Origin of the sequence: Bacillus velezensis (assembly GCF_001461825.1) — a bacterium.
GTDB classification, from domain to species: Bacteria; Bacillota; Bacilli; order Bacillales; family Bacillaceae; genus Bacillus; species Bacillus velezensis.
The window spans coordinates 152,120-178,514 of sequence record NZ_LLZC01000018.1 but is presented as its reverse complement, the minus strand read 5'-3'; the positions used below and the strand labels follow the sequence as shown (position 1 = coordinate 178,514).

General features: G+C 49.9%; 25 protein-coding genes and 1 other RNA gene. 3 read left to right on the top strand and 23 right to left on the bottom strand.

Translation table 11 applies throughout. From position 1 onward, the window contains the following. Nucleotides 1-46: 46 nt before the first annotated feature. The 4 genes from cysI to AR442_RS09520 form a co-directional block, all read right to left on the bottom strand. A complete protein-coding gene (gene cysI / locus AR442_RS09535; protein ID WP_017418922.1) occupies nt 47-1,762 on the bottom strand; it encodes an assimilatory sulfite reductase (NADPH) hemoprotein subunit in 1,716 nt (571 codons plus the stop codon). Between the two features lie 27 nt (nt 1,763-1,789). After that, a complete protein-coding gene (locus tag AR442_RS09530; protein ID WP_014418876.1) occupies nt 1,790-3,598 on the bottom strand; it encodes an assimilatory sulfite reductase (NADPH) flavoprotein subunit in 1,809 nt (602 codons plus the stop codon). A gap of 174 nt (nt 3,599-3,772) precedes the next feature. Next, nucleotides 3,773-6,088, bottom strand: a complete 2,316-nt coding sequence (gene helD, locus AR442_RS09525) for an RNA polymerase recycling motor HelD (protein ID WP_014418877.1) — start codon at nt 6,086-6,088, stop codon at nt 3,773-3,775. A gap of 171 nt (nt 6,089-6,259) precedes the next feature. Next, nucleotides 6,260-6,868: a trimeric intracellular cation channel family protein gene (locus AR442_RS09520; protein ID WP_007410017.1), complete on the bottom strand. Its 609-nt coding sequence runs from the start codon at nt 6,866-6,868 to the stop codon at nt 6,260-6,262. Between the two features lie 222 nt (nt 6,869-7,090). Here AR442_RS09520 and AR442_RS09515 point away from each other — a divergent pair, with 222 nt between their 5' ends. Continuing rightward, nucleotides 7,091-7,891: a zinc-dependent metalloprotease gene (locus tag AR442_RS09515; RefSeq protein WP_053285152.1), complete on the top strand. Its 801-nt coding sequence runs from the start codon at nt 7,091-7,093 to the stop codon at nt 7,889-7,891. Nucleotides 7,892-7,924: 33 nt separating this feature from the next. Here the strand turns inward: AR442_RS09515 and AR442_RS09510 are convergent, their stop codons facing one another. From AR442_RS09510 to csoR, 6 genes are all read right to left on the bottom strand, one after another. After that, nucleotides 7,925-8,344 (bottom strand): disulfide oxidoreductase, encoded by a 420-nt coding sequence (locus AR442_RS09510; protein WP_021494127.1) that lies wholly within the window; start codon nt 8,342-8,344, stop codon nt 7,925-7,927. Further along, the gene (locus tag AR442_RS09505; protein WP_007613765.1) at nt 8,334-9,005 is read right to left on the bottom strand and encodes a disulfide bond formation protein BdbD; all 672 of its coding nucleotides are present in this window, start codon (nt 9,003-9,005) and stop codon (nt 8,334-8,336) included. Before AR442_RS09505 ends, AR442_RS09510 begins: the two co-directional genes overlap by 11 nt. Nucleotides 9,006-9,122: 117 nt before the next feature. Beyond that, on the bottom strand, nt 9,123-11,234 hold the full coding sequence (locus tag AR442_RS09500; RefSeq protein WP_025649286.1) for a heavy metal translocating P-type ATPase: 2,112 nt from the start codon (nt 11,232-11,234) through the stop codon (nt 9,123-9,125). Between the two features lie 149 nt (nt 11,235-11,383). Further along, complete coding sequence (locus tag AR442_RS09495) at nt 11,384-13,813, bottom strand: heavy metal translocating P-type ATPase (protein ID WP_017418917.1); 2,430 nt, start codon at nt 13,811-13,813, stop codon at nt 11,384-11,386. Nucleotides 13,814-13,896: 83 nt separating this feature from the next. Next, on the bottom strand, nt 13,897-14,103 hold the full coding sequence (copZ, locus tag AR442_RS09490) for a copper chaperone CopZ (RefSeq protein ID WP_015240581.1): 207 nt from the start codon (nt 14,101-14,103) through the stop codon (nt 13,897-13,899). A 75-nt stretch (nt 14,104-14,178) separates the two neighbouring features. Next, nucleotides 14,179-14,484, bottom strand: coding sequence for a copper-sensing transcriptional repressor CsoR (gene csoR / locus AR442_RS09485; protein ID WP_003151723.1), 306 nt, complete (start codon nt 14,482-14,484; stop codon nt 14,179-14,181). A gap of 138 nt (nt 14,485-14,622) precedes the next feature. On the opposite strand from csoR, the gene AR442_RS09480 reads away from it, so the two are divergent. Then, nucleotides 14,623-15,663 carry an oxidoreductase gene (locus AR442_RS09480; RefSeq protein WP_053285151.1) on the top strand — a complete coding sequence of 347 codons (1,041 nt, stop codon included), beginning with the start codon at nt 14,623-14,625 and terminating at the stop codon, nt 15,661-15,663. Nucleotides 15,664-15,707: 44 nt separating this feature from the next. Here the strand turns inward: AR442_RS09480 and AR442_RS09475 are convergent, their stop codons facing one another. The 10 genes from AR442_RS09475 to AR442_RS09430 form a co-directional block, all read right to left on the bottom strand. Beyond that, the gene (locus tag AR442_RS09475) at nt 15,708-16,343 is read right to left on the bottom strand and encodes an FMN-dependent NADH-azoreductase (RefSeq protein ID WP_012118449.1); all 636 of its coding nucleotides are present in this window, start codon (nt 16,341-16,343) and stop codon (nt 15,708-15,710) included. A gap of 193 nt (nt 16,344-16,536) precedes the next feature. After that, entirely contained in the window at nt 16,537-17,865 is a 1,329-nt protein-coding gene (locus AR442_RS09470) for an LLM class flavin-dependent oxidoreductase (RefSeq protein WP_022553793.1), read from the bottom strand. Next, nucleotides 17,862-18,149 carry a glutaredoxin family protein gene (locus AR442_RS09465; RefSeq protein ID WP_017418913.1) on the bottom strand — a complete coding sequence of 96 codons (288 nt, stop codon included), beginning with the start codon at nt 18,147-18,149 and terminating at the stop codon, nt 17,862-17,864. The genes AR442_RS09470 and AR442_RS09465 overlap by 4 nt, the downstream gene beginning before the upstream one ends. An 11-nt stretch (nt 18,150-18,160) precedes the next feature. Further along, nucleotides 18,161-19,168 (bottom strand): LLM class flavin-dependent oxidoreductase, encoded by a 1,008-nt coding sequence (locus tag AR442_RS09460; RefSeq protein ID WP_014418885.1) that lies wholly within the window; start codon nt 19,166-19,168, stop codon nt 18,161-18,163. Continuing rightward, nucleotides 19,165-19,944, bottom strand: coding sequence for an amino acid ABC transporter ATP-binding protein (locus tag AR442_RS09455; RefSeq protein ID WP_014418886.1), 780 nt, complete (start codon nt 19,942-19,944; stop codon nt 19,165-19,167). Before AR442_RS09455 ends, AR442_RS09460 begins: the two co-directional genes overlap by 4 nt. Beyond that, on the bottom strand, nt 19,941-20,648 hold the full coding sequence (locus AR442_RS09450; protein ID WP_014418887.1) for an amino acid ABC transporter permease: 708 nt from the start codon (nt 20,646-20,648) through the stop codon (nt 19,941-19,943). The genes AR442_RS09455 and AR442_RS09450 overlap by 4 nt, the downstream gene beginning before the upstream one ends. A 15-nt stretch (nt 20,649-20,663) precedes the next feature. After that, nucleotides 20,664-21,386, bottom strand: coding sequence for an amino acid ABC transporter permease (locus AR442_RS09445; RefSeq protein ID WP_007409997.1), 723 nt, complete (start codon nt 21,384-21,386; stop codon nt 20,664-20,666). Nucleotides 21,387-21,408: 22 nt separating this feature from the next. Beyond that, a complete protein-coding gene (locus AR442_RS09440; protein WP_020956346.1) occupies nt 21,409-22,221 on the bottom strand; it encodes an amino acid ABC transporter substrate-binding protein in 813 nt (270 codons plus the stop codon). 25 nt (nt 22,222-22,246) lie between these two features. Further along, nucleotides 22,247-23,059, bottom strand: coding sequence for an amino acid ABC transporter substrate-binding protein (locus tag AR442_RS09435; RefSeq protein WP_014418889.1), 813 nt, complete (start codon nt 23,057-23,059; stop codon nt 22,247-22,249). Continuing rightward, nucleotides 23,056-23,595, bottom strand: coding sequence for a GNAT family N-acetyltransferase (locus tag AR442_RS09430; RefSeq protein WP_003151702.1), 540 nt, complete (start codon nt 23,593-23,595; stop codon nt 23,056-23,058). The genes AR442_RS09435 and AR442_RS09430 overlap by 4 nt, the downstream gene beginning before the upstream one ends. Before the next feature lie 151 nt (nt 23,596-23,746). Between AR442_RS09430 and AR442_RS09425 the strand changes: the two genes are divergently transcribed. Then, a complete protein-coding gene (locus AR442_RS09425; RefSeq protein ID WP_017418907.1) occupies nt 23,747-24,637 on the top strand; it encodes a LysR family transcriptional regulator in 891 nt (296 codons plus the stop codon). A gap of 38 nt (nt 24,638-24,675) precedes the next feature. Here AR442_RS09425 and AR442_RS09420 read toward each other — a convergent pair whose 3' ends face one another. The 3 genes from AR442_RS09420 to ssrA form a co-directional block, all read right to left on the bottom strand. Next, complete coding sequence (locus AR442_RS09420) at nt 24,676-25,470, bottom strand: SDR family NAD(P)-dependent oxidoreductase (protein ID WP_014721805.1); 795 nt, start codon at nt 25,468-25,470, stop codon at nt 24,676-24,678. A gap of 114 nt (nt 25,471-25,584) precedes the next feature. Further along, nucleotides 25,585-25,890, bottom strand: a complete 306-nt coding sequence (locus tag AR442_RS09415; protein WP_053285150.1) for a barstar family protein — start codon at nt 25,888-25,890, stop codon at nt 25,585-25,587. 74 nt (nt 25,891-25,964) lie between these two features. Next, nucleotides 25,965-26,327: a transfer-messenger RNA gene (gene ssrA / locus AR442_RS09410) on the bottom strand. Between the last annotated feature and the right edge of the window lie 68 nt (nt 26,328-26,395).

Here is a 26,395-nt window from a genome sequence, read left to right as displayed (position 1 = left end):
AAGGATAGAGAACGCACCGTCAGTGTGTCTCTATCCTTAGCTCATCTTATTCGTGAAAATTCGTGCCGTCTGTCGTCGCTTTAATGATGCCCGCGCGGATGACGAAATCGCCGAAGTGTTCGCCTTCCTCACGCTCTTTCGCGTAGCGCGGGAGAATGGTGCGAAGCTCACTCAGAATTTCCTCTTCACCGATATTTTCCCGGTACATTTTGCTCAAACGGCTGCCGTCAAACGCCGCTCCTAAATACATATTATATTTTCCGGGCGCCTTTCCGATAAATCCGATTTCGCCGAGCGCATGGCGGGCGCAGCCATTCGGGCACCCGGTCATACGGATGGTGATTTCTTCATCCCGCAGCCCGTTTTCGTCAACAATGTCTTCAATTTTATCAATCAATTTCGGCAGATACCGCTCGGCTTCGGCCATGGCGAGCCCGCATGTCGGAAGCGCGACGCAAGCCATTGAACTGCGGCGGAGGGCGGAATGCTGCCGGCCGTCTGTCAGACCGTATTGTTCGATTAATGCGCTGATTTGTTTCTTTTTCTGGCTCGAGACATTGCCGATAATCAGGTTTTGATTAGAGGTGAGACGGAAATCTCCCGTATGGACTTTGGCGATTTCACGCAATCCCGTCATCAGCTTATAATTCTCATAGTCCGTGACGCGGCCGCCTTCGATAAACATCGTAAAGTGCCATTTACCTTTTACGCCCTTCACCCATCCGTAACGGTCGCCGTTATGGTCAAAATGATAAGGTTTCGCTTCATCCAGCTGCCAGCCGAGGCGGTTTTCCAGCTCGGCTTTTACGTTTTCCAGCCCGAGACGGTCAACGGTGTACTTGAATCTGGCATTCTTTCTGACGGAACGGTTTCCGTAATCGCGCTGAATCGTAATGGTTTTTTCCGCTACATCATACAGCTGCTCCGGTTTGCAGAAGCCGATGACTTTTGAAAGCTGCGGATAAGTGGCCGTATCGCCGTGCGTCATTCCCATACCGCCGCCGATTGCCACGTTGAATCCGATAAGACGGCCTTCCTCCACGATGGCAATGAAGCCGAGATCTTGAGAAAAGACATCGATATCATTGGACGGAGGCACGGCGATTCCGATTTTGAATTTCCGCGGCAGGTACAGCGGCCCGTACATCGGTTCCGTTTCCGTGTCAGGAGTGCCCGCCACACGTTCCTCATCAAGCCAGATTTCATGATAGGCTCTCGTGCGCGGAAGAAGGTCATCGCTCAATTTCTTCGACCATTCGTATACTTCCGCATGAATTTCAGACTGGTGCGGATTTGAAGCGCACATGACGTTTCGGTTGACATCTCCGCAGGCCGCAATGGTATCAAGCAGCGCCGCATTGATTTTCTGAATCGTTTTTTTCATGTTCCATTTTAAAATTCCGTGCATTTGGAACGTTTCACGCGTTGTCAGCTTCAATGTATTGTTTCCGTATTTTTGCGCCAGTTCATCCATGACAAGCCATTGTTCCGGAGTTGAAACGCCGCCTGGCATCCGGACGCGCAGCATGAACTGATAAGCCGGTTCAAGCTTTTGTTTTTGACGCTCATTACGGAGATCGCGGTCATCCTGCAAGTAGCTTCCGTGATGCTTCATCAGCCGGTTGTCTTCGTCCGGGATGCCGGCTGAAATCCGGTCGAGCATGACTTCTTTCAATGTGCCGCGCAAATAATCGCTTTTTTCTTTAATTTCCTCAACATCACTTGGAGGGCCTTCCGGCGCTTTTAAAATGTTGTTCACCATGCTGAATAAGCTCCTTTCAAACCAAAATCAATATACGTCACGCTGATAGCGTTTTTTCTGCTGCATGTCTGCCAGGAAGCTTTCCGCTTTTTCACGGCTCATGCCGCCTTCTTCCTGAATGATATCGAGAAGCGCCTGGTGCACGTCATGCGCCATATGCTGTTCATCACCGCAGATGTATACGGCGGCTCCCTGCTGCAGCCATTCATACAGCTCTTTGCTTTGTTCTTTCATGCGGTGCTGCACATATACCTTTTCTTCTGAATCCCGGGAAAAAGCGACGTCCATTTTTGTGAGAACACCGTTTTGCAGCCATTTTTGCCATTCCGTCTGGTACAGAAAATCAGTGACAAAGTGCTGATCCCCGAAGAACAGCCATGTTTTCCCTTCAGCTCCGGTTTCTTCACGCTCCTGCATAAAGGAACGGAACGGCGCGATGCCTGTCCCCGGCCCGACCATAATGACCGGTGTATCCGGATTTTCCGGCAGCTTGAAGTTTTGGTTGTGCTGAATGTAAATCGGAAGCGTATCTCCCGGCTGGAGTCTTTCCGCACACAGAATGCTGCAGACGCCTTTTCGTTCTCTGCCGTGCGCGTCATATCTGACCGCTCCGATTGTCAGATGCACCTCTTCCGGATTCGCTTCTAAACTGCTTGCGATCGAATAGAGCCGGGCCGGCATTTTACGCAGGATGGAAAGAAAGTCTTCCGCGGAAGCTTCCCACGGACCGAAATCCCGGACGAGATCAAGCAGATCACGGCCGTTGATGTATGCTTTCACCTGCTCTTCGTTTCCTTCGGCCAGAAGTTCACTAAGCTTTTGGTCAGCCGTAAACTGTGCGGCCTTTTGCAGGAACGGTTTTGTTAAGACGGTTATTTCAAAGTGAGAAGTAAGCGCATCTTTCAGCGGGAGGCGCTCTCCTTGTTTATTCACCGCCACTTCCTGTTTCGGGTCCCATTTCAGCTCATTGATCAGCTCATCAACGAGCGCCGGATCATTTTCCGGATAGATGCCGAGGCTGTCTCCGGGCTGATACGCGAGGCCCGATCCTTCAAGCGAAAGCTCGAGATGGCGTGTTTCTTTATTCGAACCGCGTCCGTTCAGATTGATGTTCTCAAGAACCTCCGCCCGAAACGGGTTCGTTCTGGAATAAACGGATTCACCGAGAGCCGGCGTCTCGGCAGGCGCTTCGGCTGTTTGATTTCCCGCTCCTTCGTTCAAACCGCCGATGACGGCGTCAAGCCATTCCGAAAACGGCTCATCATAATCAAGATCGCAATCAACCCGCGGCGCAAGCTGGGTGCCGCCGAGCTCTTGAAGACGCTCGTCAAACTCTTTGCCGGTCTGGCAGAAAAATTCATACGAGCTGTCCCCGAGCGCCAAAACGGAGTAACGGAGCGCTTCAAGCTTCGGCGCGCGTCTGCCGTGAAGAAATTCATGAAAGGCCAGCGCGTTATCCGGCGGATCGCCTTCTCCGTGCGTGCTCACCACGATCAGTAAATTGTTTACTTTTTTCAGATTATTCGGCTTAAAATCGTTCATCGACGCGACGGTGACCTGGAATCCCCGTTCCTCAAGCGTCTTTACCGTCTGTTTCGCAAGACCTTCCGCATTTCCCGTTTGCGATCCGTATAATACGGTCACTTCTCTTGAGACTGCCGGGCTTTCTGCTGGAGCCTGAGCAGCGGGTGCGGCTGTTTCACCGGATTCGGACCGGGCAGCAGCCAAATAACCGCTCAGCCAGATTTTCTGTGATTCTGTCAAGGTCGGCAGAAGGCGGTTAAGGAGCTCTGCCTGCTCCTGATTAAACGGACTGTTCATGACCTGAAGTTGCAACGATATCCACCTCACAAGGAATTAAACGTAACGTACGTTATTTCTATAGGAATTGTCAAAATAATATTCTAATTGAAACTTTACCGAAAGTTTGTATGTAAGTAAAATATATAATCATGATGACAATGATTAAGATTACTAATGATAAAAAGCCCTTTGCACTTGGCAAAGGGCTTACACGAATAAGCCGGCGGGCACTTCTTTTATAAAAGGAGAGGGTTCTCCCGGAGACAATACGGTCAGATGATGCATCGCCCGCGTACAGGCCGTATATAACAGCTTACGGTCATGTTCGCTTTTGTACTGGGCAGCAGAGGCGTCAGCGGCAATGACGGCGTCAAACTCAATGCCTTTTGCCAAATACACGGGAATGACACATACCCCTTTTTGAAAAGGCTGGTTTTCTTTATTGATCAAGCGGACACCGCTCCCGGCGCTGACCGCCTGAAACACTTTTTTGGCTTCCGCGGCCGTTTTGCAGATGACGGCGACCGTCTCCCAGCCTTTTTGTCTGAGCTCCCGGATTGTATCCGCCAATTGTTCCTGCCGCGCATTTTCTGTATCCGTCCGCAAAACACGCGGTTTTTCCCCGTTCCGGTTAAAAGGCTCAATGTCATCGCCGTCAGCCAGCAGCGCTTTCGTAAATTCAACAATCTGCCGCGTCGATCTGTAAGTCCGTTTCAGGCTGACATACTTTTCTGCACCATTGCGAAAGCAGCCGGCGAGGGAAGAAGGGCCCGTAATGGTGTGGGCATAAATCGCCTGGCTGACATCACCGAGCACCGTCATCTTTGCCGCTGGGAAGATGCTCTGAATATACGTGAGCTGAAATGGGGAATAATCCTGCGCTTCATCAATGAAGACGTGCTTCATTTGTGTGTTTTTTCTTTTTCCTTCTAACAGATCCTGAAAATACAGATACGGAGCGGCATCTTCATACGGAAGTGACCGTTCTGCAAATGCGTTTCTGGTCAAAGCGCCGATGCTCTCCCAATGATCGGGCTTTTCATCAGCTCCCCAGTCTGAAAACAGCCCGAGATACATCCGTTTTATATCGAGAAAGCCGAGCCGTCTGACGGCCTGCTTAATCGATTTAAAGGCTTTGCCGACAATAATGGCGCCAAGCAGCCGCTGTTCGCGCTGATGGTCGTCAAATGCAGGTTCATCATCTGCCGCCTGCTTCTTGAGTGTTTGATAAACCTCAGCATAGTCTTCCTTATCAAGCAGCTCGCTCTCCTGCAAGACCCATTCCTTCTTACGCTCCTTTTTTTCGAGAGCGCTGATTTCCGCGAGAAGCCATTCCGCCGTCAGCTCCGCTCTGTTCGGAATCGGCAGCTGCTGATCAAGCGAATAAAAATAGTCTTCAATCCGCTCTTTTGAAATCAGGATGTCTCCCCGGAAGCTGATCTGTTTACACATCAGGCCCGAGCCGGAAAGCGAGCCGGCATAGCGGTCAATCATGGCCTGGAAAGCTGATGACGCTTTGTAAGCAATGGCTGCGAGCCTTACGGAAAGTGCGTCCTGGTTTTGTTCAGTCAGGCAATATTCAAGCTGCTCGTACGGGCTTTCACAATCAAACTTTCGTCCGAGCCGGCGGATGATATATTCCTGAAAGGTGGCCTGCTCCATATTCTCTTCTCCCAATTCCGGCAATACGGCGGACACATAACTGTTGAACAAAATGTTCGGGGAAAACAATACAATCTGACGGGCATCAAGCACCCCGCGCCCGCGGTACAGCAAGTAAGCGGCCCGCTGAAGCGCCGCGGATGTTTTCCCGCTTCCGGCGGCTCCCTGAACAATGAGATATTTGCTTTTTTCATCCCGGATGATTTCGTTCTGTTCTTTTTGGATGGTTGACACGATGTTTTTCATATGCTGTCCGGAATGGCCGCTCAGCACCTCTTGCAGCATTTCGTCACCAATCGTCATATCCGTGTTAAACATCGCTTTAAGCGTCCCGTTTTTAATGATAAACTGCCGCTTCAGTGTGATGTCTCCCTCTATCGTTTCTTCCGGAACTTCATAGCGGGCTTTTCCCGGGGAATATTGATAGTAAAGAGATGAGATGGGCGCGCGCCAATCGTAAATGAGAAATTGCTCGTTGTTTTCATCCATCAAAGAAGTCAGCCCGATATAAATCCGCTCGGAAGAGGACTCCCCTTTTTCCGTAAAATCGACACGGCCGAAGTAAGGAGAGGTTTTCAGCTTTTGGATTTTTTGAAGCTGCCGATATTGAAGCCGATGAGTCCGTTCACGTTCAGAAAGCATTTCTGCCTGCTGTTTAATGCTTGAAAATGTCTCAGCCGCTTCGTGGGCATCATCCATATTCACGGTGACATCATCCCAAAACGTTTTTCTCAAGCCCACAATATCCTGCTTCAATCCGCCCGATGAGGCTTCAAGATGAGTTTGTTTCTGTTCCAGTTCCTTCATGACAAAATTGATTCTTTCCTGCTCTTCTTTCCACTCTTTATCACGTTTTGCCATCAGCGGCACCTCCGACATCAAGCTGACAAATCCGGCTTTCATCATACAAACATATATGCAACATATTATTCAGCATTATGGTCAAATACCCTTTTTCTTATCATATCGGGCGTCTTTTTTTATCAGAAGCCGTTATGAAAAAAAACCGATTTCGTTTGTGAAATCGGTTTTTTACTGATCTATATGATAGGAACGATTCGGCAGGCGCCACCTGAACACATAACTGCAGATGCGGCATGCCACAAGCACAAGAAACAGCACATACAAACCGGCGGCATCCCCGGCCCAGCCGAGGCCCACGATTAACCCTCCGAGCGCGGCCCAGACCGCATAAATTTCCGCTTTCAGCACAAGCGGCTTTCGTCCGGCAAGAAGATCCCGTATGATGCCGCCCCCGCTGCCGGTCAGGACCGCTGCCGCAATCACCGCACTGAGCGGATGGCCCATTTTCACGGCATATAAAGCGCCTTGGATGGCAAACGCCGAAAGCCCGATGGCATCGGATAGGTTGCCCCATTTACTCCAATGCCTTAACAGCAGCTTCGGAAACAAAAAGACAATCGTAACTGATGCGAGAGCGATTTGAAAAAACGCGCCTTGCTCCCACAAGGCGGAGACCGGAACACCGATCAGCAGATTTCGGATGGCTCCTCCGCCGAACGCCGTTACAATCCCCAAAATATACACGCCTAAAATATCATACTCCTCTTCCATCGCAACAATCGCTCCGCTGACCGCAAACGCAATGATGCCGATTACACTAAGCAGCTCCCAGGCCATTCCATATGCTCCTTTTTATTTGTTAAATTTTCTGACGACCATTAGATTTTATAATCGCTTTCTCTTAAAATCAACCTTATTTTTGAAAGATTCTGATTCCTAATCCGGGACAACCTCACCCGCAACGGCTGAGAGCGAGAGTATTTTCCTATTTTATACTTTAATGGAAGGTTTATTAGAAGTTTCATTGAATACTTTCTCTAACAAAAAGGGGGTTATGAGATGAAAATCAGTTCACTTGTTTTTCCTGTTTTATTGGCCGCCGGATTAATTCCCGGCCTGCCGTCAGCCGAAAGCCATACACATTCGCACACTCATGCGGAGCCGGCGAAAACGGTGTATACGGACCCGCTTCCGAAAGCCGATCATTTTAAAGATCTGAAGGGCCCGGTCCAAGTTGAACAGACGGTTGACACAAAAATTCTGGATGAAAACGGCAAGCAGGTCGGCACGAAACGATTTAATGCCAATGTCAGTCAGGATAAAGCCTCAACTAAAGCCGGTACGGGCAGCCAGAAGGTCAGAGTGCTGGCGGTGGCGGACGCTGAATACCGCGCCAAATACAGCGACTGGCAAACGCGAATCGTCCAGATCGTGGAGCAGGCGGATGTCGCTTTTAACCGTGATCACAACATTGATTTCGTCGTACAGGCCGTGCAGGCTTGGAATTCTTCCGGCTCAAACAGTTCTCAGATTTTATCGAATCTCCAAGGCAGCTTCAGAAATCAAAATTATCATTTTGTCGTCGGTTTTACCGCAAAATCAAGTTTTGACGCCGGCGGTATCGCGTATGTATATAACGGCAAACCGAGCGGCCCTGCTTTCAGCGTGAACCTTGATCAAGGAACGGCCAACACGGCGAAAGCGGCACAGCACGAGTTTTCCCATAACTTCGGCCTTCAGCATGACGCCCAAGGCAGCGGCATCCGCTGCGTCATGAATTATGATTATGCCTATTCCGTGGATATTTGGGACAGCTCCCATAACAGACAGATTGAGACAAACAAAGCTTGGTACAAATAATAGAAAAAGAGCCGCTCCTATGGAGCAGGCTCTTTATTTTGCCGTGCGTTCCGTTTTGACAAAACACATGCAGATAATAATGAGAATAAATGCCGTCAATGCCAGGAAAGGAATGGTAATGAAACCGAACCAGTTAATATATTCAGATGAGCAAGGCACGCCGTAGACACACGGCTTGATGCCGCTGAAACCGGGCACCTTCTGCTCAAGGTAATGCATGATCGATATAAACGCGCCGATGACGGCCATCGGCAGCACATATTTTTTCACGCGCGTGTCACCCTGGAAGGTGGCGATTCCTAAAATCAGGACAAGCGGGTACATGAGAATTCTTTGATACCAGCACAGCTCGCACGGTATGAATTTTCTGATCTCGCTGAAATAAAGGCTGACGAGCATGGCAGCAAGAGCTATCACCCAAGAAGCATATAAAAATACGATTCTATTTTTCATTTTTCAGCTCTTTCTTAATCGTTTTTGAAATCTCATCATATTTAGAGAAGTCATTAATCACCTTGTCATTTACATAAATCGTCGGTGTCGCCGTAATGTTTAATTTATCATTCAGGTCAGTGTCAGCTTTCAGCTCTTTTGCAAATGTCTCTTTATCAAGGTTTTCCTTCAGCTTGTCAGGATCAACCTTTTTCGCGGTGCTTTTGACCGTTTTTTCAAGCAATGCAGGCGTGACCCATTCCTGTTCGCTTGACGGCTGCTCTTCAAACAGCTTCTCATGGAAAGTCCAGAATGATGCCGGGTCTTCTTTCCACACCTCTTCTGAAGCAAGAGCCGCCAGACGCGAGCCGCTTCCGTGGTACATGACGTTCACAAATGAAAATTTCACGTCGCCTTTATCGATAAAATCTTTTTTGATTTTCGGAAAGATATCGCTGTTAAATACTTTGCATGACGGACATTTGTAATCTCCGAATTCAACTACCGTAACAGGCGCGCTGTCTTTGCCGAGCACGGGCTGTCCTTTAATGGAAGGCTGTTCGGCGACTGTTTCGCCCGCTTTTTCCGTTTGGTTGTTAATAATTACGATGGCCGCAAATAAAACGACAACGATTAACGTCAGTATCACCGCAAATTTCGCAGACGATTGTTTCTTTTTCACTCAGACACCTCATTGTTTTTAAAATAAAAAAGAAGCGGATGCCGGATGGCCCGCTTCTCTATTTTACCAAGACAACCTTGTTTAAGAAAACCCTGAAAAACGAATTATCTTTGACAATTATTCCGCTTTCACTCTCATGACGCGCATCGCGTTGGCAACGGCGATCAGCGTGACGCCTACATCTGAAAAGACCGCTTCCCACATGGTGGCAAATCCGAATGCGCCAAGCAGGAGAAAAATGATTTTTACGCCTAAAGCAAATCCGATGTTCTGCCAGACGATCCGGCGTGTGCGGCGTGCAATCCGGATGGCTTCGGCTGCTTTTGACGGCTGGTCTGTCATCAGGACGACATCGGCCGCTTCGACGGCGGCATCAGAGCCGAGAGCCCCCATGGCAGCTCCGATGTCAGCTCTGGCAAGCACAGGCGTATCATTAATCCCGTCGCCGACAAACATCAGTTTTTCATTCGGTGCAAGCGCCGCTTCAAGTTCTTCGACGCGGTCTACCTTGTCACCCGGCAAAAGCTCTGTGTACACGTCATCAATACCGAGCTCTCGGCCGACAGCTTCTCCGGTCTGCTTTGAATCACCCGTCAGCATCACTGTCCGCTTCACGCCGAGCGCTTTTAAATTGGCAATGGCCTGTTTGGCGTCCTCTTTGATTTCGTCGGCGATCACGATCGCCCCCGCATACCGCTGATCAACGGCGACATAGACGACGGTTCCGTTGTTTTCAGCTGTGCCGGAAGCGATTTGTTCTTTTGCCATCAGTTTTTGATTTCCGGCCAAAATCGTTGATCCGCCGGTTTTCACCCGAATGCCGTGTCCGGGTATTTCTTCATATTCTTCAATCTCGTCTGCCGCGAGCGGTTGATTGTAAGCTTCACGGATAGAAGAAGCAATCGGATGATTGGAATGGACTTCCGCAAGCGCGGCCGCTTGAAGCAGGCTGTCTTTCGTAAATCCCGCCGCCGGTTTGATATCAGTAACGGCGAAATTGCCTTTCGTTAAGGTTCCCGTTTTATCAAACACGGCGTATTCCACCTGATTGAGCGCTTCTAAATAGTTGCTGCCTTTCACGAGCACCCCTGCTTTAGACGCAGCCCCGATACCGCCGAAAAACCCGAGCGGAATGGAGACGACGAGTGCGCACGGACAAGAAATCACAAGGAAAATCAGCGCGCGGTACACCCAGTCGGATAGCGCCGCTGAAGGCACGAGAAGCGGCGGTAAAAAGGCGAGAAGCACCGCAACAATGACAACGGCCGGTGTATAATACTTGGCAAACTTCGTAATAAAGTTTTCCGTTTTCGCTTTACGTCCGGCCGCATTTTCGACCAGATCCAATATTTTTGACACGGCAGAGTCTTCATATCCTTTAGAGGTTTCAATATGAAGCACGCCGTTCTGATTCATAAATCCGGCCATCACATCTTGCCCCGGCTCCGCTTTTCTCGGCACGGATTCGCCCGTTAAAGCGGATGTATCAACCATCGAAGAACCGCTCAGCACCTTTCCGTCCAGCGGAATCCGTTCTCCGGGATTCACGACGATGACCTGTCCGACTTTGACGTCCTGCGGCGGAACGGCAGCCATGCCGTTTTCCGTTTTCACATTGGCGTACTCAGGACGGATGTCCAATAACGCGCTGATCGATTTTCTGGATCGGCTGACGGCCGCTCCCTGAAACAATTCACCGATTTGGTAAAACAGCATGACCGCGACGCCTTCCGGATACTGATGAATCACAAATGCGCCGATCGTGGCAAGCGCCATCAGAAAATGCTCATCAAATACCTGGCCGCGGACAATGTTTTTTCCCGCTCTGGCTACGATATCGCCGCCGATGATCAAATATGAAGCAAAAAAGAGCAGAAACTCAAGGACGGCGCCCGTGTGCGCGAAGTAAGCGATGACGGCCAAAACGGCTCCCGCTGCCAGCCTCACTAACATCAGGTGCAGCTTTTTGCGGTATTCATCCTCGCCGGGTTTATCTTCATGTTTCGCACGGACGGTCACATGAGGATCAATGGACTTTACTTTTTTCGCGACTTCGTCTTTCATCCATTGCTCGTTTTTGCCGCCGGCTGAGACCGTGATGGTGCTTGCCGCAAAATTGACAGCACAGCCGTCTATGCCGTCAATGGCTTTTACGCCGTTTTCTATTTTTTTTGCACAGTTGCTGCAATCAAGTCCGTCTAAAACAAATTCACCTTTGGCTGCTTTCATTTTCGACTCACCCTACTTTCCGTAATAGGATTCCCATAACATCAATACAGCTAAACGAATTTATATATATGAACATATACTCATATATGTGTTTTCTCTATTATATGCAGGCTTTGAATAAAGTGTCAATAAAAAAGACAAAACAGGCATCAGCCCATTTTGTCTTTTTTCACCTTCTGTAAACGCAAAGCATTAAGCACGACCGATACTGAGCTGAACGCCATGGCAGCGCCTGCCACCCACGGGGCCAGAAAGCCGGATGCCGCAATCGGAATGCCGATGCTGTTGTATCCCAATGCCCAGCCTAAATTCTGCTTGATGTTTCTCATGGTCAGCCTGCTCATGCCGATGGCGTCGGCAATGCCGTTCAGGTCACCGCGGATCAGCGTAATATCCGCCGCTTCCATTGCGATATCTGTGCCGGTGCCGATGGCCATTCCGATATCGGCCACAGCCAGCGCCGGAGCATCATTGATGCCGTCACCGACCATCGCCACGCGCCGGCCTTCTTTTTGCAGCCGGGAAATTTCCGCCGCCTTTTGTTCGGGAAGCACTTCGGCGATCACGCTGCCGATGCCCGCGGCTTTTGCAATGGCTTCTGCGGTCTTTTTGTTGTCACCGGTCATCATGATGACGTCAAGCCCCATATCATTCAGGCGTTTCACCGCGGCCGGAGATGTTTCTTTGATTGTATCGGCGACTGCGATAAGCCCCGCCGCTTTGCCGTCTGCCGCAATAAGCATCACCGTTTTTCCTTCCGCCTCCAAGCGGGCCATTTGCGGAAGCAGCGCCTCATGTTCAATGTGTTCTGATTCCATCAGCCGTCTTGATCCGGCTAGAATCGTTCTGCCGTCAGCCTCTGCATAGATTCCGGAACCGATCCGGGCTTGGAACCGGGTGATTTTCGGGATGGCAATCCCCCGTTTTTCGGCTCCTGACACGATGGCTTCTCCAAGCGGGTGCTCTGATCCCGTTTCGGCGGCCGCCGCCAGCCGCAGGAGTTCCTCTTCGTTCATTCCCGCTGCCGGCACGGCGTCTGTCAGAACCGGTCTGCCGTTTGTCACCGTTCCTGTTTTATCCAGTACGATTGTCGTCAGACGCTGTGTTTTTTCTAAATGCTCTCCGCCTTTAAAAAGAATGCCGAATTCAGCTGCGCGGCCCGAGCCCGCCATAATGCTCGTCGGTGTGGCGAGCCCGAGTGCGCACGGACAGGCAATGACAAGCACGGCGATGAATTTGCCGATCGCTTCAGAAAACTGTCCCGGCGCGGCCCATACATACCAAATGAGAAAAGTCAGCACGGCCAGCCCCAGCACAATCGGGACGAAAATGCCTGAAATGTGATCCGCGAGCCGCTGAATGGGGGCTTTTGATCCTTGGGCTTCTTCCACGATTTTAATAATGTGTGCAAGCGCGGTATCTTTCCCGACATTCACCGCTCTGATTTTGAGAAAGCCGTTTGCATTGATCGTCGCACCGGTGACACTGCTTTCGGGAGACTTATCGACAGGCATGCTCTCTCCCGTAATCATCGATTCATCAATTGCGGAATGGCCTTCAATCACTTCGCCATCGACAGGGACGCGTTCTCCCGGTTTCACGTATACGATGTCCCCCGTCCGGACCTCATCAATCGGAATCACCTGTACTTTGCCGTCCCGCTCAACCGCCGCCGTCTTCGCCTGAAGCTTCATTAACTTTTTAATCGCTTCTGATGAGCGGCCTTTCGCTTTCATCTCTAAAAGCTTTCCAAGCAAAATCAAAGTCAGCAAAATGGCGCTCGTTTCATAATAAAGCCCCTCAACATGTCCGTCTCGTCCGAGAGACGCAATCGTCATGTACAGGCTGTATGCGTAAGCGGCCGTCGTTCCGAGCGCAACGAGAACATCCATATTGGCGCTTTTGTTTCTCAGCGCCTTGTACGCCCCCATATAAAAAGGCCAACCGATGACGAGCTGCACCGGGGTGGCAAGCGCGAATTGCAGCCACGGATTCATCAGGATATCCGGCATCCAGATAAAAGAAGTAAAAGAAAAATGGCTGACCATCGACCATAGAAGCGGAAAGGAGAGAACGGCAGAAAATATCAGCCTGATCAGCTGTTTTCGCTGCTCTTTCTCCTTTTGGGATAATCCGCCGTCTCCATCAACCGCTTTCTTCTCGTCTAATCTGTAGCCGAGTTTTGCCACGGTCTCTTTCAGCTCTTTCGGTGTCACCTCTTTCGGATTGTATTCAACGGTGACTGTTTCCAGTGCGAAATTCACCGGTGCGCTGTCAACTCCCCCTATTTTGTTCAGGCGCTTTTCAATCCGGTTGGCGCAAGCGGCGCACGTCATGCCTTCAATCTGAAACTCGGCTTTTTCCGTCACGACGTGATAGCCGAGTTTTTCAATTTTTTCTTTTATGGCGCTTGCTTCGATTTTGTCAGGGTGATAGGAAATGTTTGAAGTCTCAAGCGCAAGATTGACGGAAGCGTCATTGACGCCGTCCATCCGTTTCAGCCCTTTTTCAATTCTTGAAGCGCAGGCGGCGCATGTCATGCCCCCCACTTGAATGGTCATTTCTTTCGGTTCACTCAATGTCCTCATCTCTCTTCATAAACCCCAGGGGGGTATAATTATGATAAAAGAAAACCGCGCCCGTTTCCGCAGCGCGATAAATCCTATACGACGTCATAACCTTGATCTTCAATCGCGTCTTTTATATCTGATACGGAGACTTTGTTCTCATCAAACGTCACATCCACCTGTCCGGCTTCCAATTTCACCTGAACCGCCGTCACTCCGTTCAGTTCTCCTACTCCGGTCTCTACTGCTTTGACGCAGTGCTGACAGGACATGCCTTCGACTTGCAGTGTTTTTTGTTCCATGATGATTCCCTCCACGTCTTGTTTTTTCTTCTTCATGTTACCATACCCCTGTAGGGTATTTCAAAACATTTTATTTTACGATTTTGCGATTTTTTTCACAACGTCAAGCAGCTCGGCAATCGCCTGCTCCCCGTTGCCGCTCTCAATGGCGCCGGCTACGCAGTGATGGGCGTGATCTTCCAGCAGATGAAACGCGACTTTCTGCATGGCTGCCTGTACGGCTGAAATCTGCACGAGAATATCCACGCAGTATCGTTCGTTATCCACCATATTCTGAATGCCCCTGACCTGGCCTTCAATCCGTTTCAGCCGGTTCAGGATCTGGTCTTTTTCTTTGGCGCTTTTATGATTTAACGATTGATGCTCGGTATGTTTGTCCATTTTCCACCTCGGTTTTTTTCTTCGTTATCTTCATTATACAGACTTGAAAATCCGGTGTAAAAAATTTTCAACACACAAGTTTTACCAGTACACCCGCGGGGTATATATTGTTATCACATATCAAGAGGGGGAAATTCATTGAAAACGATACAGGTTGGCATATTGGGATATGGTTTGTCGGGTAAAGTCTTTCATGCGTCGCTTTTGGACGTCCTTAATGATTATCAGATCAAAAAAGTCATGACGTCCAGAACGGAGGAGGTCAAACGTGATCTGCCGGGGGCTGAAGCCGTGCGCGCGATTGAAGACATTACCGGTGATCCTGACATTGACCTCGTCATCGTCACGACACCGAGCGGAATGCATTATGAATCAGCGATGAAATGTCTCCTGGCGGGAAAACACACCGTCGTGGAAAAACCGATGACGGCGACTTCAGCAGAAGCGGAGGAACTGAGAAGAACGGCTGAAGATAAAGGCGTCTTACTGAGCGTGTATCACAACCGGCGGTGGGACAATGACTTTTTAACAATACAAAAGCTGATTCGGGACGGGGCGCTTCAAGACATTCATACATATCAAGTCAGCTACGATCTATACAACCCGGTTGTACAGGAAAAATGGCGCGAAAAGAACGGACCCGCCACGGGAACGCTGTATGATCTCGGTTCACATATTATTGACCAGACACTTCTGCTTTTCGGAATGCCGGAATCCGTCACCGCACATGTGATGAAGCAGCGGGACAACAGCGAAACCGTTGATAATTTTCTGGCCGCGCTCCATTACGGCAAGCTTCAAGTCATCCTTCAATCCGGCTCCATGAATGCGGCAAGCGGCCCGCGCTATCAGATTCACGGACGGAATGCTAGCTTTATCAAATACGGAATGGATGGGCAGGAAGATGCGCTTTTAGCGGGCAAAAAGCCGGTTGACGACAGCTGGGGCGCCGATGATCCTGACAACTTCGGAGAGCTGACAACCGCAGCGGATGAGAAAAGGCATACAGAAACAATCCCCTCTGAGAACGGCTCTTACCTTACGTACTACAAACTGCTGGCAGACAGCATCTTAAACGGAAAACCGCTTCCCGTTACGGCAAAAGAAGGCATCGATGTCATCCGTGTCATTGAAGCGGCGATGAAAAGCAGCGAACAAAAACGGACGATTGCCCTTTAATATAAAAAACCTCCCAGCCGTACGGCGGGGAGGTTTTTTTAAGATCAGAATGATTTTCCGGCTTCTTTCGCGCGGGCAATCGCATCTTCTTTAATTTGCTGTGCTTTATTCGGTTCAGCATTATGGCCTTCAACGATTAATCCGTCGAAAGAAGGAACGCCGAAGAAGTTCATCATGATGCCGATGTAACGGTGGCCCATTTCCATGTCAGCCGCCGGTCCTTCAGAGTAATAGCCTCCGCGCGCCTGAATGTGGAGCGCTTTTTTGTCTGTCAACAGACCGATCGGGCCTTGCTCTGTATATTTGAATGATTTTCCGGCTACAGCAACGGAATCAAGGTACGCTTTCATAACAGGCGGGAATGAGAAGTTCCAAAGCGGTGTGACGAATACGTATTTATCAGCTGCCGCGAATTGATCGCTCAGCTCGTTCAGACGGCCGACTTTCGCTTTTTCGTTTTCAGAAAGCTCTTCAAAACCTGTGCCGGATTGAAGTTTTCCCCAGCCGCTGAATACATCCGCGTCGATATGAGGAATGTTCTCTTTGTAAAGGTCGATATGTACAACCTCATCATTCGGGTTTGATTCTTTATAAGAATCGATAAACGCTTTTCCTGTCGCCATGCTGTAAGATGTCTTTTCATCATGAGGATGAGCAGTGATATAAAGTACTTTTGCCATTATAAACAGCCCTTTCGTTTTCAGATTACACACACATTTATTATGAAATATGAATGTTTTTTTATACTGATCAGTTCTGTAATAATTATAGTTACAAAAAAATCATTTAGCAACAATAATATCTCGAAATCAGTATATTTTTTTGAAAAGGCTGCAATGACGGGAATGGCAAGCAGCAGAAAAAGCAGAAACCTCAGTTTCTGCTCAAAATCGGATTGGGTCTGCAGGCCGGAATATCCAATCCGAGATTCCCCCGCAGTGTATCGGCCGGATAGCTTTTTCGGTACAGCCCCTTTTCCTGAAGGATCGGTATGACTTGATCCACAAAGGCTTCAAGCATGCCCGGAATGTCAGAATGAATAATAAATCCGTCCGCCGCTTCCCGCTGAAACCATGTTGCAATTAATGATGCCACACGTTCCGGTGTGCCGATAAAATGGGTTCGCGGAAACGCGGCTTCGCGCGCCACTTGACGCAGCGTAAGATTCCGGGCTTTCGCCTCTCTTTTGATACGGTCTGTCGTGCTTTGAAACGCGTTTTTCCCGACGTCGCCCAAATCAGGAAACGGCTCATCCAGCGGAAAACGGCTCAGATCATAATCGTCAAAGAATCTGGCCACATATTTAACAGCGTTCTCTATCGGAATGAGCTCGGCAAATTCTTGGTATTTCGCTTCCGCTTCTTCTTGTGAACCGGCTATAATCGGACTGATTCCCGGAAAGATCCGCAGCTTGGAAGCGTCTCGGCCGTAATCCGCCGCCCGCTTCTTCACATCATCATAAAAAGCTTTCGTTTCCTCAAGTGAATTGGAGTGCGTAAAGACTGCATCTGCATTCCTCGCGGCAAACGACCGGCCGGTTTCTGAAGACCCCGCTTGGAAAACGACCGGCTCTCCCTGTTTGGACCGGCCGATATTCAGCGGGCCCTCCACTTGAAAATACTCGCCTTTGTGATACAGGCGATGCAGTTTGTCAGGGTCAAAAAACTGCCCGGTTTCTTTGTTGCGGACGAAGGCATCTTCTTCCCAGGAATTCCACAGACCGCGCACCACGTCCACATGTTCCTGGGCGATGGCATAGCGCCGGCTGTGGTCGGGAAGGCTTTCTTTGCTGTGATTGCGCGCGGCTCCCGCCTGCGGAGAGGTGACGAGATTCCAGCCAGCCCGGCCGCCGCTGATATGGTCAAGAGACATCAGCTGTCTTGCGATGGTGAACGGCTCAGTGAACGATGTGGAAAATGTGCCGATTAAACCAAGATGGGTTGTAGATGCGGCAAGCGCCGATAAAATAGTGATCGGCTCAAACCGATTTAAGAAGTGCGGGATGGACTTTTCAGAAATGAACAAGCCGTCCGCAATAAAAGCAAAGCTGAACAGCCCTCTTTCAGCAGTCTGCGCTTTTTGCCTGTAAAACGCCGCATTCGTGCTTGCTGTCGGATCGGCGTCGGGATGACGCCAGCCGTCCGTTGTGCCGCCGACACCGTGAATCATGGCTCCGAATTGAATAAGATCCGTCCGGTTCATTTTCTCTCCCCCTTTTTCCCCTCGTAATCGGCAAGCGCCCGTTCTACATGTTCAATGCCGACTTGAGTAACGGCCTGATACACACGACTGTCACCGCTGCCGATTTCAACGACGGGGACATGACGGATGCCGTACTTCGCCTGCAGCACGTCACGTAATTCATCCCGCTCTGTCACATCAATTGTTTCGTATGCAACGGCTTTTTCCCGCAAATATCCTTTCACTTCATCGCAATAGGAGCAGCCCTGTTTGCTCCAGACCACTACGTTTACTTCATGACTCATGTTCATCCCTCCTATAATTGTGGGGCCGGCTGCACCGCTTCGCTTAACAGCCGGTAAGACAATCGTTTTTCCTCAGCGTTTTTGATAGGCGACAAAATCACAAAATCAGTAATGCTGTATTGAACGGATAATCGTCGCAGCTCGGCGGCGGCCTCTTCTTTTGTCCCGGCAATCACACCCGTCTTTTGTGTAATCAGCTTATATGGCTGCGTGACTTGTTCAAGAAACGCTGCCGCTTGTTCCCGGGAACCGACATTCACCTTTTTGCCGTCTTCGAGAATGATTTTGACCGACTCACGCGATACCACGTGTTTTTCCGCTTCTGCTTTTGTATGCGCGGTAAATACCATCGGCGCAAGGTGAAATTCCGCCTTCGACCCTTTCGGCAGATGCTCGTCAAAGGCGTGGCGCGCTTTTTCTAACGCAGCCTCTTCACCGTTTATGAAATAGGCGAAAACGAAGGAAATGCCGAGTTTGGCCGCGGATATCGCGCTTTCCGCGCTGCCGCCGAGCAAAAAGAGGTCAGGCGCATACTCAGTATGCGGCGCCGGCCGCAATGACGCGTAGCGGTGCGAGTCCGGAAAATCATTTCGGATGAAATGAGTCAGCTCCTCAAGCTTTTCTTCAAATAAACGGGCGGGCTGAATAAGCTCCCGCTGCAGCGCATCGGTTGACAGCTGAAATCCGCCGGGCGCTTTGCCGACACCGAGCGCCACACGGCCGGGAGCAAGGGCGGACAGAACCCGGAACTGCTCCGCCACTTTATAAGGACTGTAATGCTGCAGCATCACCCCGCCGGATGCGAGACGGATTTTTTTCGTGCTTGCGGCAAGATACCCCAGAACAATTTCCGGAGCTGATCCTGCTATCTCTTCATTGTTATGATGCTCCGCCGCCCAGAAACGGTCATATCCGTATTGTTCGGCCTCCTGAGCCAATTTCACCGTTTGCCGCAAGGCTTCTTCTGCGGTTTGGTTTTCCGCGGTGACACTTTGGTCTAAAATGCTTAAACGAATCATACGACAGGCTCCTTTATGCGCTCTTTTATGTCATAACCGTAATCAGGCAGCACGCGGCGGAGGAACTTCTTCGTTCTTTCTTTTTTCGTCTTGTAAAAGACTTCCTCAGGCGTTCCTTGTTCCACGATTGCTCCTTCATCCATAAACACAATTTGGTCGGACACTCTTCTGGCGAATTCCATTTCATGTGTGACAATGATCATGGTGGCGCCGGTCCGCACAATGTTAAGCATCACATCGAGCACCTCGCCGACAAGCTCCGGATCAAGGGCTGCGGTCGGTTCGTCAAACAGCATCACATCAGGATGAATGGCAAGCGCCCGGGCAATTCCGACCCGCTGCTTCTGTCCTCCCGATAGCTGATTCGGATAGGCGTGCAATTTATCCTGAAGCCCCACCTTGGCCAGTTCCCGCTCGGCAATGGCGTACGCATCTGTTTTTTTCATTTTCCTTGCGACCGTCAGGCCTTCCATGACATTTTGAATCGCCGTTTTATGCGAAAACAAATGATATTGCTGAAAAACCATCGCCGTCTGTTTCCTCAGTCTGAGAATGTCTTTTTTGGCAGGCTTTTTGCAGTTAATGACTTCACCGTGCAGCGAAATGGCGCCCTCATCCGGCCGCTCAAGTAAATTAAGGCAGCGCAGAAAAGTGGTTTTCCCGGAACCGCTCGGGCCGATGATGGTCACGACTTCTCCTTTCCGGACACTTAAATTGATCCCCTTTAGCACGTGATGACTGCCAAAATGTTTTTGAATGTTTCGGATTTCGATCATAATGCGCCTCCTTGATATCTGGCCGCTCTTTTTTCCGCCAGACTGTTTACAGCTTCGAGAATCAGCGTTAATCCCCAATAAATCACGGCCGCCCCGATAAATGCTTCCAGAAACGCATAGTTATCGGATGCCGCAATCGTCGCCGTTCCTGTAATTTCAGGCACTGCAACAATTGCCGCGATGGAAGTGGTATGCAAAAAGCCGATGCCTATATTGGTGAAGTTCGGCAGCGATATCATGAACGCCTGCGGCAGAACCACGCGCCGAATCATCTGTCCCCGCGTCAGGCCGATTGAATATGCCGCCTCCGCCTGCCCTGTATCGACGGCCATGATCCCGGATCGGAGAATTTCCGTCATATAAGCGCCTGCCGTTAATGACAGTGCCATGATGACAAACACGGCGACCGGAATCTGATTGGCCGACCAGCCGAGATGAAACGCGCGGCTGAATTGATCGGCAATCAGCGGAATCCCTAAATAAATCAGCATAATATGGAGAATCGCCGGGGTGCTGCGGAAAAAAGACACGTAAAACGATGAGCAGGCCAGCAGCCATTTGATGCGGAATATACGCACCGTGATATTGCCGAGAGCTATGAAAAATCCGGTGATAATCGGAATGACCGTCATCGCCAATGTAAGCGGAACGGTTTTCACCATTTGTTTTATCGCAGTGCCGATAAACGGAATGTCCAGCTCCACTGTTCTCCCTCCTTTTCAGCCGTGCGCGCTCATGTCAAAAACCGTCACAAGGCGCGTCTCATCTTTCTTGATTCGTTTTTCGGCCCATCTGAAGACACATTCAAATAAAAGGGCGGCCGCATAATACAGAACAGAAAGCGAGATATACACTTCTAAAGAATGATTGCTCGATGTAATCAAGGTCTGTCCTCTGCCCGACATATCCATCACCCCGATCGAAAAAGCGAGTGATGTATCTTTTAAGAAACCGATCACCATATTCCCGATGTTGGGAAAGGCCTGCACAAGCGCCTGCGGCAGAATGATGCGCCGGAATGTCTGCCCCCCGTTCAGCCCGATGCTGAACGCCGCCTCCGCCTGCCCGCGGTCGACGCTGTTCACACCTCCCCTGATGATTTCGGCCGCTCTTGCCGCGCTGCTCAGCGCATACGTGGCGATGGCCGCATACAAAGGGTCCATTTTGGAGGTATCAATTCCGGCGAGCGCCGTGAGCGCCGGAATGCCGTAAAATACAATGAACAGCTGCACCATGATAGGCGTTCCTCTGAAAAAAGAGATATACAGCTTCGCAAACTGATTCAAAACGGGAATGCGATAGATGCGGGGCAGCGCCAAAAGCAGCCCCAATAGAAAGCCGAACAGCAAAGACACCGCCAATATATACAGCGTGACGGGCAAATACCCGAGCAATGTCGGCACAAAGGACGCGATCATACTGATATCAAACGCTTTTTCCATTGCCGATCCCTCTCTTTTTCACTTAATATTGCTCCTTTGAATAATCCGCGCCGAGCCACTTTTCACTCAGCTTTTTAAGCGTGCCGTCATCAATGATTTCCTGCAGGGCTTTATCAATGTCATCGCTCAGCGTTTGTTCATTTTTGTTAAACATAAAGAACACTTTGGCATTTGACAGCACCCCGCCGACTGTTTTTTCTTTGATCGCGCTCGTTTTGTTTTGGAAATCGACGGCAAACGGCGTAGAAATCGTCGCATCGGCGCGGCCGGATTTCAGCTGATTGGCCGCATCGTTTGAACCTTGGCCGGCATAAGCGATTTCAAACGGACTGCCGTGTTTTTCATTCCATTTTTTCAGCACAAGCGCGCCGTTTGACGTCGGACTCGTAATGACCCGCTTCCCTTTCAAGTCCTCAATGCCGTGAATGTTCCCGTTATCTTGGAGCACCGTGATTTTCAGCGGGAAGTTGTTATACGCGACTTGATTGAACAGAAATTTTTTCTCCCGTTCGGCGCTTTTCTCCATTTGATGGGCTACGATATCGACTTTATGCTGGCCGAGGCTGACAAGCAGGTTGGAGAAATCCATCGTTTTAAAAGTGAAACGATAGTCCGGCAGGCGCCTGTCAAGCTCTTTCACCAGCTCAACGTCGTAGCCCGTCAATTTGCCTTTATCATCAATAAAGCAAATATTCGGAAATTGAGTTCCCGTGCCGACCGTGATGTTCTTCACGTTTTTCTGATTGCCTGATGCCGCCTCCCCGCCCGCGCCGCAGGCTGATAACGCCGCCGTTGCGGCAATTGTTAATGACATGACCGCCAGTCTTATTTTCATGTGATCGCCCCGTTTTCTGCTTCAGTTATTTCGTGAAACTTGATTTTGAATAATCCGCGCCGAGCCATTTTTCACTCAGCCTTTTCAATGTGCCGTCCTTCTCAAGCTTTTGAATCGCCCGATCCGTATCGTCCGCCAGGGTTTGGCTGTTTTTATTGAACATAAAATACACCTCGGTATCCAGCAGCACATCACCGACCGTTTTTTGTTTGAACGCGTGCGTCTTATTTTGAAAATCGACGGCAAACGGCGTGGATACGGTGGCGTCAGCGCGTCCCGTCTCAATTTGGTTTGCTGTATCATTGCTGCCCTGCCCGGCGTATTTCAAATGTATCGGGCTGCCGTGGGTTTTGTTGTATGCCGTCATATAGTCCGCCGCGTTTGACGTCGCGCCGACGATGACGGTTTTCCCTTTTAAATCCCGGAGCGTGTGTATCGCGTCATTATCCGCCTTCACCGTGATGTACATCGGCGAGTAGTTATACGGGATCTTGTGATACAAAAAGCGTTTCTCCCGTTCCTTATTTTTCGCCATATTGTGCGCGATCACGTCAATTTTCCGGTTTCCGAGACTTGTGAGCAGATTCGAAAAATCCATCGTCTTAAAGACAAATTTGTATTGCGGCAGCTGTTTATCAATGGCTTTCATCACTTCAATGTCATAGCCGGTCAGCTCGCCTTTTTCATCCATAAAAGCAATGTTCGGAAAATCAGTTCCCGTGCCGACAATGACGGTCTGCACGCCGCTCCCCGCTTTTGTGCTTTCTCCTTGCCCGCACCCGGCCAGCACGCCGAGCAGCAGAAGCAGACAGCCGGCTCTGATCCGTTTTTTTATCATTGCGCCCAGCTCGGTGTGCCTAACAGCGACGCGTCAAACCGCTCCGGTATGAGCACCTTTCTCATCATGACTCCGATGTCTCCGTCTTTCTCCTGCTCAAAATACACTTCATACCCCCTCCGTCTGTACATATCTACAAGCCAGGGATGCTTGCGCGCCGAAGTGCCGAGCGTGATGGCCGGGGCCTTCAGCGTATCCCGCAGCACGTGTTCTTCCACATAAGTCAAAAGTTTGCTGCCGATGCCCTGCCCCTTCAGCTCAGGAAGCGTCGCAAACCACCAGACAAACGGATATTTTGACGGAGGCGTGTCACTCTCCCACGGAAAACGGATCGTAATTGTTGAAAGAAGCCGTCCGTCCCGTTCGAGCACGACGGCTGAATGATTTTCAATATTTTCTGTTACCATATCGATGTCGGCCCGCGCCGACGGCCAGTCAATCTCCAAATTGCGGATCGGCTGAAACGCGCTGTACAGCAGCTCTAAAAACTCCGGCGCATCCTTTTTCTCAGCCAATCGAAATATGTCTTCACTCATTCCGGTCACTCTCCCCGCAAAAATATATAATTCCAATTTGTTTACTAAGCTTTGATTGTTTATACTATAAAACAAACTGATTTATTTGACTAATCAAAAAAAGTAAAGGAAAGGTTCAAGAAAATTAATGAACAGCCGGGAGGGGATTTCGTTGGAATTACGCACCATTAAAACGTTTCATACCATCGTACAGTCAGGCAGCTTTTATAAGGCCGCCGAAATTCTGAACTACTCACAGCCGACGATTTCAATGCGGATTAAACAGCTGGAACAAGATGTAGGCGCGCAGCTGTTTGAACGGGGAAAGAAGCTGAAACTGACAAGGGCGGGGCGGCTGTTTCATGAGCGGGCCGGGCAGCTTCTCGCGCAATACGAGGTGCTTGACCATACTTTGGCCGACATCAGACAGGGCCAGGCCGGCCTTATTCAGATCGGCATATCCGAACCGACGGCAAGCCTGATCTTCCCTGCCGTACTGCGGGGTTTCTTACATGATTATCCTGACATGTCGGTCAATGTCAGCGTGGATGATGCCAATACATGCAGCCGCAAACTGCTGGAGGGCGCCATTGATTTTGCCGTATGCGGCGAGCCGGAGCTGATTCTGGAAAATTATTTCGATCCGTTTTTCCATGACTCGCTCAATGTCATCGTGTCAGACAGACATCCCCTTGCCGACAAAGCAAGCGTCAATCTCGAGGATTTAGAAAATGAATGCCTGATTTTCACGCCCGCCAATTGCCCGATCCGGATTCAAATTGAACAGCACCTGCAGCGTGCCATCGGGAGCCGCTATCGAAAAATGGAGCTGACCAGCAGCATGGCTCATCAATACTATGTCAGGGAAAATATCGGCGTCTCAATCTTTACGGCGACGGCGCACTCAGAACCGATCGAGGGCACGAAGGTCATTCCGATCAATAACTTAACAATTTCACCGCCGGTCGGGCTGTTGACAAACCAAAAAGAAGAGCATTTTGACTGCGCCACAAAAGATTTAATCAGCAGGATCATCGGCCGGTTTCAGCGTGATCCGCATTAAAAAAACCCCCGCTTTACGGGGGTTTTTTTACGTTCATCTTATATAATGCTCCGCACCAAGCCGCCGTCGATCCGCAATGCAGATCCGTTAATGGCAGACGACAGCGGGCTGCTTAAAAAGGCGACAAAGTGGGCGATTTCTTCCGGACGGATCAATCGCTGAATGATCGACGTCGGACGATTTTCCTTCATAAATCGTCTCTCCGCCTCCACCGCGGTCAGGTTTTCACCGGGATAAAGCGACTCGAGCATTGTTTCGACGCCCTCTGTTTTCGTGGAGCCGGGCATGACCGTATTCACCGTCACATTCGTCCCTTCCGTGAGCTCGGCCAGACTGCGTGACAGCGACAGCTGCGTCGTTTTCGTAGCGCTGTAATGGGCCATTTCCTGAGAAGGCATGACGGCCGCTTCACTCGCGATAAAAATCACCCGCCCTTCCTTCCGTTCAATCATCCGCTTTGCATACCGGCGTGTCAGCCTCACGCCGCTCATGATATTCACCTCGAAAAACCGGAGCCACTCTTCGTCAGGAATATCAAAGTATTCCGCAGGTTCAAAGATTCCTAAATTGTTGACGAGAATATCCACATCCGGATACTGCTGAAAAATCGCGCCGCACCCTTCCGCCGTGCCTAAATCAAATGCGGCCGGATAGAGACGGGCATCCGGCGTCTGTTTCTCTAGTTCCCGGATCGTTTCGTTCACCTTTTCTTCACGGCGGCCGTTAATGATCACGGCCGCACCTTCTGCAATCAGCGAAGCCGCAATCGCCTTCCCGATGCCTGACGTAGATCCCGTCACAAGCGCCGTCTTCCCTTTCAACTGCAAATCCATCATCCATTCCTCCCTATCGCAAGTCTCTTCTTATATATGGACAGAAATCGAAAGCCTGAAACCTTCCGTCCCTATTATCGGATAGAAAAATGGATGAGGGGAAGTACGCACTTTTTAGTGCCTGTCCGTTGTCCCGGCTGACGGCTGATCGATTTGAATGAAAAATTCACCATCTAATTCTGCCTGAGCCTTTTTTAATATCCTTAATACATCATCAGCATCCGAACCCAATTCCTTCTGACTGATCTCAAAATTCTTCCACACCAAAGTCAGGGGAAATTCGATCCAGCCTGTCAGACAATCCCATAAGGCATTCAAATTTTCACCATAATAGTCCGGGAAATCTAATTGATCTTTTAAGATTCGGTGTAATGCTTCTGTGCTTGTAACATCTTTTCCGTCTATGATGACGATTTCCATTCACTTTCACTCCTTGATTTCGGCATGAAAAAACCGCAGTGCGTCATGTGACGGCACTGCGGTTCCTCTGTTATGTATGGAGACGGTGGGAGTCGAACCCACGTCCAGAAACATCGATTACTTAAGCGTCTACGAGCGTAGCCTGCATATTTCGTGTTTCACTCGTCTTCGTGCCTGCGGGCGGGCCTTCCGAGAGCTAGTCTGTCAGTCTCTTCTTACGTTCTCAGACGGGAACGCAAGCGTAGCCTACTTGGATGTGCTCTTCACGGACACATAGGCAATGTCAGGAAGAGCTCGCTGCGTTTATTAGGCAGCTAGTGCTAAGTTTTGGTTAAAACTTTTAGTTTTGCCAGTTATATTTAGGTGCGTGTTAACGAGATCGCCTCTCGGCTCGCAGCTCAAGCTCGATCCATCCCTGTCGAATCCGTAACGTCCCCTTGTTAAGGGTATACGGGAGATCTATCAAGCTCTTGCTCAACTGGCTGTACTGTTATTATACCATGAT